The organism is Sphingobacterium chuzhouense (assembly GCF_014692525.1).
Classification (GTDB): Bacteria; Bacteroidota; Bacteroidia; order Sphingobacteriales; family Sphingobacteriaceae; genus Sphingobacterium; species Sphingobacterium chuzhouense.
In genome coordinates this window covers 203531-215865 of sequence record NZ_JACNYL010000006.1, presented here as the reverse complement: position 1 = coordinate 215865, position 12335 = coordinate 203531, and the positions used below count along the sequence as shown (strand labels likewise).

The window sequence follows — 12335 nt, the reverse complement described above, 5'->3', positions numbered from 1 at the left end:
CCATGAGGATTCAACAAAAAACAGCGACGATTTTTTTTGTTTCTTTTTTTGGGGGAAAAAAAGAAAACATACTTTTGCTCTATGGCAATATCTAAACAACATATTTTATAAATATGCGCGGCTTGGTAACGAAATCAACGGGAAGTTGGTACTGGGTGGAGGGCGAAGAGGGCAAGCGTATACAATGCCGCATCAAAGGTAAGTTCCGTACAAAGGGAATTAAGACCACCAACCCCATTGCTGTAGGCGATTGGGTTCATTATGAATTGGAGCCAGATCAAGATAGCGCAGTTATTACGGCACTCGAACCTCGTAAAAACTACATTATCCGTCGATCGATTAACCTTTCCAAGCAAGCCCAGGTCATTGGCGCCAATCTCGACCAAGCCATGCTCGTCGTTACATTAGCGTCACCTCCTACTTCCCTTGGTTTTATAGATCGTTTTTTAGTAACTGCAGAAGCCTACGATATTCCCGCCTTTTTAGTGTTCAACAAACTAGACCTGTTTTCCGAGGAAGGTTTGGAAATACTGGAAGACTATATGGCTATCTACGAGCATATCGGTTACCCCTGCTACGCTGTGTCCGCTAGGGAAAAGACAAACATCGAAGAAATACGTCTCTTGCTGCAAGATAAAATCACGTTGGTATCTGGCCATTCCGGTGTCGGAAAATCGACGCTTATCAATGCGATAGAACCATCAGTGGCGTTAAAAACAGGTGAAATATCAGACTGGTCTGATAAGGGGAAACATACCACGACTTTTGCCGAAATGATTGATCTCTCTTTCGGCGGAAAGCTTATCGACACGCCCGGTATAAGGGAATTGGGTATCGTTGATATTGAAAAAGCTGAACTGGCCCATTTTTTTCCGGAAATGCGTGCACGTTTAAATGAATGCCGTTTTCATAATTGCCGGCATATCAATGAACCAGGATGTGTTGTTCTCGAAGCTGTCGAAAACGGCGAAATCGAATCCTCCCGTTACGATAGCTATTTAAGTATATACCATAATCAAGACACTAGGAATTAAAAACAAAAGAGAAGCTTAACCAAAACATAAACAGATATTAAATTGTTGTTAAGAAGGAATTAACGAGCATAATTTAAGAATCACAGCATATATGAAACCAATTTGGAAATGGGTCATTGGCATTCTTGTATTGATTGTCGTGGCTTTAGCGGGAATATCCTGGTATTTTTCGCGTAACTGGAAACCTATAGTTGAAGAAAAATTAAAAGAACTGGTTCAAAATTCGACAGATAGCCTCTACAGTTTGACGTATGACGACCTTGACATGACCATTGCTTTGGGAAACGTTACCTTAAAAAATGCAGTCTTAAAGGCAGATACAAACGTATATGCTCGTATGGAAGCCGCGGAGCTCGCGCCAGACAATCTTTACCATATCGAAATCAAAGAACTGAAAGTAAAGCGCTTTGGTATCCTGAATGTGCTCCGTAATAAAGAATTAAACATTAAATCTATTGATTTAACCGACCCCCGTATCCATCTGACAAATAAATATCACGCCTATAACGACACGGCCTCCGTGGAGAAACCTAAAAAGAGCTTATACGAAAGCGTAAAGGAAGTATTTAATGCGGTGAATATCGGAAAAATTGACATGGAGAATGCCGCATTTAAATATACCAAACTGGCAGATGGCGAGTCGACAGACTTCGGTTTAGATAGCGTTCAAATCCGTGTGGAAGATATCCTGATAGATGAAAATGCCCAGACCGATACCTCCCGTCTTTATTACACCAAGATGATTGAAGCTATTGTACCCGGCTTTGCATATGAATTTTCGAATGGGTTTTACATGGCCAAGTTTGACACGCTGAAAATCAATACGCAGGAACAAACCCTCTTGTTAACCAATGTGGATTACAAGCCCGTGTTGGATAAATCAACTTTTTATAAGAAACATGGAAAAAATGTGACACGTGCCGATCTGCATTTTGATACGCTTTACATGGAAAAGCTGGATTTTAAGCAATTGATCGAAAAGCAGAATACCGTAGCTCGTCGTGCATACATAAAAAATGGGTACGCGAAACTATATGGAGACAAGCGATACCCTAAGCAGCCTGTTAACCAAATTGGCCAAGCACCTCATCAAAAGTTGATGCGGGTTAAGAAATTGATCCATTTAGACACCGTTTTCGTAAAAAATGTAGATGTGGTGTATGGTGAAATGAGCGGTAAGTATCATCGAGAAGGAGAGATTAGCTTTGACGGGGCAACAGGCACGTTGACCAACGTGACAAATGATACGCTTATCCTGTCACAAGACAAATACATGCGGGCTGATTTGTCTGCGAAGATCATGGGAAGGGGTAACTTACATGCCAAATTTGCTTTTGATATGCTGAGCAAAACGGGAGAACATAGTTACCAAGGTACGCTAGGGAGCATGAACGCGACCGCGTTCAACCGTATTCTAGATCCATTGTTGAATGTCGGTATCAGGTCGGGCAATATACGTGGTATCCGTTTCAATATCAGCGGAACAGATTACCGTAGCCGTGGCGACTTCTGCTTCGATTACGATAATCTAAAGATCGATCTAAAAGCTGATCCAGGTAAACCGAAGAAAAAGAGTTCGTTGAAGATAGCATCGTTTCTGGTTAATCAGCTCATTATAAACGATAGTAATCCGGATGCAAATGAGAAATACCATATCGGAAAAGTGAATCACCGCCGCGTTCCAGAACATACCTTCTTCAAGAATTTGTGGCAGAGTTTGTTGGACGGAATCAAACAAACAGCCGGCATCAGCAAAGAACGCGAGGAAAAATGGAAAGAGCGGGCGGAAGTGGCAAAAGAAGCCGTCGAACGTACGAAAGAAACAACACAACAAACAAAAGGATTCTTTAGAGGTTTATTCAAAAAGAAAGAAAAATAGAGCGGAGAGGGCTTAGAAAGAGAAGAACTTTCAAGAATGGATGCAATCATTGGGTTTTTAAAATTTTTACTGAAATATAGAAACAAATTAGTGGATCGTACCATGTTCTATCTGAGCATGGTATGTGCTTTGATGACCCTTGCCCATATTGGCTACATCACCGACAAGCAGCTTGCAGAAACTTCGGAAGACACCGTCATCGGGATGTTCTACTTCCTCTTTATACTAGGTACGCTCCGGACAGTAGCTGCTATCTTAGCCGAGCGAAAGATCAACGTATCCCATATCTCCGGCTTGGTGCTGCTGGTCTACTTCCTGATTGTCAGCGTTTCCCGACTGGCGGGTTGGGGATATTTTGCTAAAATGGAATGGGTGTACCTGGGTATTGCGTTGGTTTTCTTATCCGAGTTATCCCGTAACAGCCTCTTTTTCGACAACTTCTATTTCAATCCCACCATCCTATTTGTGATCAGTTTCCTTGCACTCATCCTATTAGGAACGGTACTATTGATGCTACCGCGTACAACGCTCGTTGCGCCGTTAAGTTTTGTAGACGCTCTTTTTATGGCCACAAGTGCCGTTTGTATAACTGGGCTTACGGTAACGGATATATCCACGAACTTCTCTGTTTTCGGACAGAGCGTCATTATGCTGCTCATCCAGATCGGTGGGTTGGGCATTATGACGTTTACAGGTTTTTTCGGTTATTTTTTTTCGGGAGGCTTTTCCTATAAAAACCAACTGATGTTTGGCGAAATATTAGGAGAGAATAAGCTTAATTCCGTCATTTCTACCCTGCTTACCATTATCTTTATAACCCTCTTTTTTGAGTTAGTTGGGGGTGTTTTTATTTTCTTTTCTTTAGATACGGTGCAGTTTGAATCAATGGGTGATCGTATATTCTTTTCGGCGTTCCATGCCATATCGTCGTTCTGTAACGCCGGTTTCACCATTCTGCCGGAAGAGATGGGGCACGATGTCTATCAGTTTAATTACGGGTTTCAATTAGCCCTCACCTGCTCCTTTATATTGGGCGGATTAGGCTTTGGAACCGTATTCAATTTTTATACTTTCTTAAAACAGAAAACGAAACAGCTGGTGAATAGGTTGTTTCTTCGCCGGCCATACATCCATAAACCACGCGCATTTTCGTTCAATACACGCTTTATTTTATTGTGTAATGGCATCGTTTTGGTATTAGCTACGTTATCTTATTATATCTTGGAACAACGGCATACACTTGCGGAAGACTCCTCCTTCCTGGGGGACTGGGTTACTTCTTTTTTTATGGCGAATTCCGCACGATCCGCTGGGTTTGACAACGTAAACATTAATTTTGTGGCTACTCCTACATTAATTATGATGGTTACGCTGATGTGGATGGGCGCCTCTCCGGGCTCCACAGGGGGAGGCGTAAAGATCACAACAGTAGCTTTAGCCATCATGAATATCATTGCCTTGGCACGAGGCAAAGAATCCATTGAAATTTATAAACGCCGGATAGCGGTAGAATCCGTCAATAAGGCCTTTGCAATCATTGTGCTTTCTGTACTGACCATTACGTTGAGTTTTGTGTTGATGAACTTCTCAGATCCCCAGCAGGAAATGAAAGCACTCCTTTTTGAAGTCGTGTCAGCCTATTCTACCTGCGGCCTAAGTTTGGGTATCACGCCCTCGTTATCGGCAACAGGCAAGATTATTGTGGCGGTCACGATGTTTGTCGGACGCGTGGGCACACTAACATTATTGGTTGCTTTTATTAAGAACACCAGAAACAAAAGCTATATTTATCCTACTGAAAAGATATTGTTTTAATGAAATATCCATGATTTCAGGCCACAAATACGGATGAATATATATTCTGGATATTCCATATGGCCTTTTAAAGACAAGTTATATACATATGAAATACATCGTTTTAGGACTCGGACACTTTGGAAAATCTTTGGCAGTACACTTGACAGAGTTAGGTCACGAAGTTATTGCAGTCGATAAAAAGTTGTCCATTGTCGAACAGCTTAAAGAGAGAATTACCCATACCGTATGTATGGATACAACCGATAGAGAAGCCATGACCTCACTTCCGCTAAAAGATTCCCACGCCGTGATTGTGGCAATAGGCGAAGATGAGGGTGCATCTTTACTGACGACAGCTTTGCTGAAGCAGCTGAATGTAAAACGGATTATCGGACGAGTAGTTTCTGAATTGCAGAAAACCGTGCTTGAGGCTATGCAAATAGACGAATATATCATGCCCGAAGAAGAAGCGGCGGAGCGATTAGCTATGCGTCTGGATAATGTGGATATTATTGATTCCTTTAAGATATCAGATCGATACAGCATAGTGGAGACACGTGTCCCTTCTAAGTATGTGGGGATGACCTTAAAAGAAGCCGATCTCACCAATCAATATAAAGTGATTGTCCTGACTACAGTGAAATCCTATGAAGAGAAGATAGATGGCAAGACCATGCTTCGCAATGAAGCGTCCGGAATCGCCAGATCCGAAACGAGACTGGATGAAGGGGATCTGCTTGTACTGTTCGGAGAACTTTCCAACATTCAGCGTTTAATACAAAAAACCGATTAATAGCCTTAGGATTCCAATTATTTATATATTTTTGGCGTTGATGCCATTTATTGGGTCAAAGACTAAAGGTTAGACAAAAGATAACAATATTATATGAAACAGTGGTTTAAGGAGAATTCAACGCACCTTATCATCATTGCGATATTCATCGCATTGGTGTTTTTTTATTTCTCACCAATTTTTGGAGGTAAAACGTTGGTTCAATCCGATGTGGTTCAGGCAATGGGCAGTCAAAAAGAACTTTTTGCTTACAAAGCAAAGGATGGGAGTGCTCCCAACTGGACAAACTCGATGTTCGGCGGTATGCCTACCTATCAGATCTGGTACGAACATGCCAACAACATAACGTCCTACATTAACAAAGGGATTAATACCATTTTCCCTGCGCCTACCGACATTGTCCTGTTGTATCTTTTGGGCGGTTATTTTCTGTTTTCGGTACTACGCCTAAAGCCATGGCTGGCGGCCGTGGGAGCGGTCGCGTTGGCATTTACCTCCTATAACTTTATTTATATTGAGGCAGGCCATCTCAATAAAGCATACGCTATTGCGTATCTACCGCCAATTATCGGAGCTATATTATTGTGCTATCGCGGAAGCAGGCTTTGGGGGCCCGTTTTGCTCACCCTCTTTCTCGCTTTGGAAATTCGGTCGAACCATATCCAGATGACCTACTATCTGTTTATTGCGCTATTGGTGCTGGTAGGTTTTGAACTCTATTATGCTATTCGGAGCAAACAATGGAAGCCTTTTTTGCAAGCATCAGTTTTGCAGATAGGCGCTGTACTGGTGGCCGTGTTGGTGAATGCATCGGTCTTGTTCCCTACCTACGAATATAGCCAGCTAACGATTCGTGGAAAGGCGAATATCCAGAAAGTGGATGACAACGGAGGGAAAAGCAGCGGTCTTGACAAGCAGTATGCTTATGACTGGAGCCAGGGCGTCGGTGAAAACATCACTTTCTTGATTCCGAATGCTTATGGCGGTCGTACAGGAGGTGTGTTGGACGGAAAATCCGAAGTAGCAAAAACCATGACGGGACTTGGTGTCCCGGAGATGCAAGCGGCGCAGTTTGCCAACCAGTTGCCCACCTATTGGGGAGAGAAAATGTTTACCTCGGGGCCATGGTATTTTGGAGCTGCGGTTATATTCCTCTTCATTTTAGGGTTGGTTATTGTCAAAGATAAAATCAAATGGTGGATTCTTACTGCAACGATATTGACTATTCTTTTGGCATTCGGGCGTCACTTTCCGTTGGTTTCGGACTTGTTTTTCGACTATTTCCCGATGTACAATAAGTTTAGGGCGGTTGAGTCTATTTTGGTTATCCCGGCTATCCTAATCCCTATATTGGCCATTTTGGCGGTAAACGAATTGTTCACAAATGCCGACCGGATTCCAAAGCTGGATAAGAAAGTATTATATACCTTTGTCGGCGTAGGCGGATTCTGTTTGCTGATTGCTTTCATGCCTAGTCTATTCTTGGACTTCAGAAATTCCCAACACCAACAACTAGTCTCCTCTTTAGAGCAAGCATTTGGTGATAAGGCTGCGGCCGGACAGGTGGCTAGCGCATTGGTCAAAGACCGGGCTTCGCTCGCGACGGCGGATGCGTATCGCTCATTTTTTATTGTGTTGATTACATTTGGATTGATATGGTTCTATATCAAGAAGAAACTAAGTATGCCGCTGTTTATTGGCATATTGGGTGTTGTTATCCTCGCCGATTTATGGTCGGTGGATAAACGCTACCTAAATAACGATTCCTTTGTAGATGAGCGTACCTCCAATACCCGAATCCCTGAGCGGGAAGTCGATCAGCTGATCCGGTTGGATAAAGGTTTGAGTTACCGGGTGTTAGATTTAACAACCAATCCGTTTTCCGATGCTCGTGCATCCTATTATCATAAAAGTTTAGGTGGATACCACGCAGCTAAACTGATGCGGTTTCAAGAAGTGCTGGAACACCAATTCAATGGAGCACTTAATGAGGACGTACTGGATATGTTCAACGTGCGTTATTTGATTACTAAAAATCCAGAAAACAACGCGGAGCAGATTAAACGGAGAAGCACCGCTGCCGGCAATGCTTGGTTTGTCGACAGAGTAACTTTCGTAAACAGCAACGCGCAGGAAATGCAGGCTATCAGCAGCTTCGATCCACAAAAGGAGGCATTCGTGCACGAAGAGTTTAAGAACGTATTGAATACCGCCCGTCTTGGAAAGTCAGAAAATGCGGAAATCAAGTTAGTATCTTATCATCCCGACACACTTAAGTACGAGTATACTTCGCCTACGGATGCTTTTGCGGTCTTTTCCGAAGTGTTTTACGATAAGGGATGGAAAGCCTATATTGATGGAGAAGAAGTGCCAATCATCCGGGCTGACTATATCCTTCGGGCATTGCAGGTGCCCGGCGGAAATCATACGGTCGAGTTTATTTTTGCTCCAAAAACAGTGCAGATCAGCAGTGTCATTTCCCTGATAGCGTCTATTATATTGGTTTTAGGACTTGGTTTTGCTATTTGGAGAGGTGCTCGGAGACGGTAACTAAAAAAATTAGTATCTTTGCCTTATGGCAACATCGATACCTTTAGCAGAGCGGATGCGCCCCAAGGGGCTTACCGATTATATTGGTCAGCGTCATATTATAGGCGAAGGCGCTGTACTTCGTAACGCCGTTGAGCAGAAGAATATACCTTCCATGATTTTTTGGGGGCCGCCGGGCGTCGGCAAAACGAGTTTGGCGCTACTTATTGCCCGTGAACTCGGACGACCGTTTTTTTCGCTAAGTGCTATTCAATCAGGTGTCAAAGATATCCGCGAAGTGATTGACAAGGCAGATAAATTATATCAGTTTAATCAAGAACAGCCAATCCTATTTATCGATGAGATTCATCGGTTTTCTAAATCTCAACAGGACTCCCTTTTAGGAGCAGTGGAGCGCGGGCTGGTAACCCTTATTGGCGCGACAACCGAAAACCCTTCGTTTGAAGTCATCTCCGCCTTGCTTTCCCGTTGCCAAGTGTATGTCCTAGAACATCTCTCCGAACAGGAATTGACCGCTATTTTGGAACAGGCCATCGAACGAGATAGTTATCTACGGGAACATCCTGTCCAAATAGAAGAATATGAAGCATTGTTTCGGCTTTCAGGTGGGGATGCCCGCAAGTTGCTGAACGTTTTCGAGCTTGTCGTCCATGCAGCCCATGCCCAAAAACAACCTATTACCAATGCGTTTGTACTTAAACAGGTGCAACAGAATATGGCGCTATATGATAAGACGGGTGAACAACATTATGATATTATTTCTGCCTTTATCAAGTCTATCCGTGGGAGCGATCCCAATGCTGCGGTATATTGGCTGGCACGTATGGTAGAGGGTGGAGAAGATCCCTCTTTTATTGCCAGGCGATTACTCATTTTGGCTTCCGAAGATATAGGCAACGCCAATCCGAATGCGTTGTTATTAGCAAACAACTGCTTTCAGGCAGTCAACGTTATCGGTTGGCCGGAATCCCGTATCATCTTGGCGCAAACGGTCACCTATCTGGCATCTTCAGCAAAGAGCAATGCGTCCTATGAAGCGATTGGTAAGGCCCAGGCATTAGTGCGGCAAACCGGCGATCTGCCCGTACCGCTACACCTGCGGAATGCACCCACCAAGCTCATGAAAGAGCTGGACTACGGCACAGAATACAAATACGCACACAGCTACCCCGGTAATTTTGTAGAACAAGAGTTTTTACCCGATAAGTTAAGCGGTACCTTGCTGTACGATCCCGGAAACAACCCTTCAGAGAATAAAATAAGGGAATCACTTCGCTCCAAATGGCGGGAGCGCTATCGCTATTAGTTTTCTTTTTTTCCCGCAAAAAAAGAAACAAAAAAGCTCGTCCTTCGGATATTTGACAGCGGGGATAGTGCTAAGGATGAATTTCTACAATTGTCAAACATCCGGATGGACATTTAAGGTAAAATAGGGATAATACAATCCTGTGAGGCGTGTTAATTCCTTTGTTTGATAGTTAAACATAACTGTTAATATTGGATAGTACAAAGCGTAAATAAAAGTGTCCAATATTGCTCTGTGATTACGCGGGTTAAAAGGACCTAGCATTGTTCCGCGGCCAGCTTTACGTAGGATATTCCGTTAAAAACAGAATGTTGTCTGAGCGCAGCGAGTTCCATTCTGTTTAGGAATAGACAAGTAAAGGTAGCGGAACCATGCAAGTCTTGACTTTTTTGTTTCTTTTTTTGTCAAGAAAAAAAGAAAAGAGAATAGTTATCTTTGTAGAGTTTTTTAAAATAAAGTTAATATAGAATTAATGACCTTTACGGCAATAGATTTTGAACTCGCTACCGCAGCTTATACCAGTGTGTGTGCCGTAGGTATTGTAAAGGTGGAAAACAGTAAGATCGTGGATCAATTCCATAGTCTAGTGCGCCCTCCCAAAAACCAATACATGTGGCAAACAACCCGCGTACACGGTATCAAGCCGAAAGACACATTGGCCGCACCGACGTTTTTGGAGCTTTTTCCAACGATAGAGAGCTACCTCAAAGGTAGCCGAATGGTGGCACATAATGAGAAGTTTGATAGGGAGGTTCTTATAAAGACAATGAGATTGTACAATCTGGATTATAATATACTACAGCTTTCGCCAACCTGGGAATGTACGAGTGAAATATACAGATCAAAAGGGTTTAAGCGGACCAAACTGAGCATCTGTTGTCATATTATGGACATCGACCTGAATCACCACGATCCCCTGTCGGATGCCATGGCAAGTGCCCAACTTTATCTTAAGCGTGATCAGATTACGACCGCTCTAATAGAAAAACACTTTCAAACACAGGAACAAACCGAGATTTAAAATTATGGGAAAAATAGTAAATGTCATCTTATCGGGAGGAGTAGGCTCTAGGTTATGGCCTCTGTCGCGTAAGTCAAAGCCAAAGCAATATTTACCGATTTTTAACGAAAAATCGTTATTTAAGCTTACGATTGAGAGAAATCAACCGGTGTGTGACCATGTGGTTTTGGTGGGCTCCGTGCAGAATATCGATTTAGCAGACGAAGATTTAAAAGCCGTTTCGCACGATATTATCGTCGAAGCAGTCCCCCGAAATACGGCAGCAGCGATAGCGTTTGCCGCACTATCGCGTGATCCGGATGATATTTTAATCGTTACACCCTCCGACCACCTCATCGAAGGGGAGGAGCAATATTTACAAGCCATCAAGCGAGGGATAGAGTTTGCAAAAGATGGTAGTCTTGTCACTTTCGGAATAAACCCTACACGGCCGGAGACAGGGTATGGTTATATTGAATCCGAAGGAAATGACGTCCTATCCTTTCGGGAGAAACCCAATTTCGAGACGGCAAAAGATTTCTTAAAAAGTGGTAACTTCCTGTGGAACTCGGGGATATTCTGTTTTAAGGCATCGACCTATCTGCAGGAGCTAGAACGTTTCGATCCGAAGGTATATACGGCATCAAAAGCAACTTTCGATGCGGCAAAAGAAGGCGTTTTGGATGAAGATCTTTCGCGCAAAATACCGTCAAAAAGCGTTGATTATGCCATTATGGAACGTAGCGACAGCATTAAGGTCGTACCTTCATTCTTCCATTGGTCGGATATGGGATCGTTTGATTCGTTGTACGATTACCTTGTTGCTAAGGGACATCCGAAGGATGAACATGGGAATATCGTTATCGGCGAAACCGGGAAGCACACTGTATTCCTTGGTCTACAAAACTGTGTTGTAGTTAATACAGCAGATGCTGTTTTGGTCATGGACAAAGCTTTTGCACAGGATGTAAAACACGTTTACGAGCTATTAGAAAAGGAAAATTCTCCGTTAATTTAACAATTATTTAATTAATAGTAGCGTTTTGGCGACAATCTTCGTTTCATTATATAAATATTGGCTGCATTATTGTTGCGTAATATTATAGACGAAGATTATAGACAGAGACTAAAGGAGAGAATAGCTAAAATAAAATTATTAATAATGTCTTTTTGGAAAAACTTATTTAAACGTAATACAAAGCAAAATGAGGCTGTCGGAAAATTAGCATGGATCGGGGTAGATATGCATAACCATGTCCTACCCGGCATCGACGACGGTAGTCCGGATATCGAACAATCCCTGAAGCTTATTAAAGGATTAAAGGAATTAGGAATTAAAAAATGTATATCAACACCGCACGTGATGCATGGCGTGCACGACAATACACCGGCCACTATTAAGGACGCCCACACGAAACTAAAACAAGCACTTACCGATCAGGGAATCAAGTTTGATCTGCAATATTCTGCAGAGTATATGATTGACGATCAGATAGAAACGTGGATCCAAAGCGAAAATCTCTGTCCGTTACCAAATAGACATATACTTATCGAAATGTCCTATTTGGCAGAATCCAGAGCACTTTTTCAGATTATCAAAGATATTCAGGAAAAAGGCTACCAACCAATTTTAGCACACCCAGAACGATACAATTACTATCACCAGAATTTTAAAGTATATAAAGAGATTAAAGATGCAGGTTGCTTGTTGCAACTTAATCTACTGTCCATCTCCCGATACTACGGAGAGCCCGTTAAATCCATAGCACTGACGTTGATAAAATCAGGGATGTATGACCTGGTTGGAACTGATATGCATCACGACAAACACCTTCATGCGCTTAAAATGGTCGCAGCGAAATATGATACCTTCGATCTGTTGAAAGACAATCCCATAAAAAACGCTACTATGTTTGAAGATAGCCAGAAATTAGCAATATAGTTTTTTCTTTTTTTTCCTCAAAAAAAGAAACAAA

The 12335-nt window shown here is 42.5% G+C and carries 9 protein-coding genes; all 9 read left to right on the top strand.

The window, feature by feature from the left end:
• Positions 1–113 precede the first annotated feature (113 nt).
• The 9 genes from rsgA to H8B21_RS19855 all read left to right on the top strand — a co-directional run bounded on the left by rsgA (position 114) and on the right by H8B21_RS19855 (position 12301).
• Positions 114–1034, top strand: a complete 921-nt coding sequence (gene rsgA, locus H8B21_RS19895) for a ribosome small subunit-dependent GTPase A (RefSeq protein WP_190315606.1) — start codon at positions 114–116, stop codon at positions 1032–1034.
• 91 nt (positions 1035–1125) lie between these two features.
• Positions 1126–2913 carry an AsmA family protein gene (locus H8B21_RS19890; protein ID WP_190315605.1) on the top strand — a complete coding sequence of 596 codons (1788 nt, stop codon included), beginning with the start codon at positions 1126–1128 and terminating at the stop codon, positions 2911–2913.
• Positions 2914–2949: 36 nt separating this feature from the next.
• A complete protein-coding gene (locus tag H8B21_RS19885; RefSeq protein ID WP_223815155.1) occupies positions 2950–4728 on the top strand; it encodes a TrkH family potassium uptake protein in 1779 nt (592 codons plus the stop codon).
• Between the two features lie 88 nt (positions 4729–4816).
• Entirely contained in the window at positions 4817–5503 is a 687-nt protein-coding gene (locus H8B21_RS19880) for a potassium channel family protein (RefSeq protein WP_190315604.1), read from the top strand.
• A gap of 93 nt (positions 5504–5596) precedes the next feature.
• On the top strand, positions 5597–8053 hold the full coding sequence (locus H8B21_RS19875) for a YfhO family protein (RefSeq protein WP_190315603.1): 2457 nt from the start codon (positions 5597–5599) through the stop codon (positions 8051–8053).
• A 25-nt stretch (positions 8054–8078) separates the two neighbouring features.
• Positions 8079–9359: a replication-associated recombination protein A gene (locus H8B21_RS19870; protein ID WP_190315602.1), complete on the top strand. Its 1281-nt coding sequence runs from the start codon at positions 8079–8081 to the stop codon at positions 9357–9359.
• Positions 9360–9831: 472 nt separating this feature from the next.
• Complete coding sequence (locus H8B21_RS19865; protein ID WP_190315601.1) at positions 9832–10380, top strand: exonuclease domain-containing protein; 549 nt, start codon at positions 9832–9834, stop codon at positions 10378–10380.
• Between the two features lie 4 nt (positions 10381–10384).
• Positions 10385–11377, top strand: coding sequence for a mannose-1-phosphate guanylyltransferase (locus H8B21_RS19860; protein ID WP_190315600.1), 993 nt, complete (start codon positions 10385–10387; stop codon positions 11375–11377).
• Positions 11378–11521: 144 nt separating this feature from the next.
• The gene (locus tag H8B21_RS19855; protein ID WP_190315599.1) at positions 11522–12301 is read left to right on the top strand and encodes a tyrosine-protein phosphatase; all 780 of its coding nucleotides are present in this window, start codon (positions 11522–11524) and stop codon (positions 12299–12301) included.
• Positions 12302–12335 lie beyond the last annotated feature (34 nt).

Bases quoted from the DNA above. Each gene is read 5' to 3' on its own strand.
- rsgA (WP_190315606.1), top strand. From the start codon at position 114: ATGCGCGGCTTGGTAACGAAATCAACGGGAAGTTGGTACTGGGTGGAG.
- H8B21_RS19865 (WP_190315601.1), top strand. From the start codon at position 9,832: ATGACCTTTACGGCAATAGATTTTGAACTCGCTACCGCAGCTTATACC.
- H8B21_RS19875 (WP_190315603.1), top strand. From the start codon at position 5,597: ATGAAACAGTGGTTTAAGGAGAATTCAACGCACCTTATCATCATTGCG.
- H8B21_RS19860 (WP_190315600.1), top strand. From the start codon at position 10,385: ATGGGAAAAATAGTAAATGTCATCTTATCGGGAGGAGTAGGCTCTAGG.
- H8B21_RS19870 (WP_190315602.1), top strand. From the start codon at position 8,079: ATGGCAACATCGATACCTTTAGCAGAGCGGATGCGCCCCAAGGGGCTT.
- H8B21_RS19885 (WP_223815155.1), top strand. From the start codon at position 2,950: ATGGATGCAATCATTGGGTTTTTAAAATTTTTACTGAAATATAGAAAC.
- H8B21_RS19855 (WP_190315599.1), top strand. From the start codon at position 11,522: ATGTCTTTTTGGAAAAACTTATTTAAACGTAATACAAAGCAAAATGAG.
- H8B21_RS19890 (WP_190315605.1), top strand. From the start codon at position 1,126: ATGAAACCAATTTGGAAATGGGTCATTGGCATTCTTGTATTGATTGTC.
- H8B21_RS19880 (WP_190315604.1), top strand. From the start codon at position 4,817: ATGAAATACATCGTTTTAGGACTCGGACACTTTGGAAAATCTTTGGCA.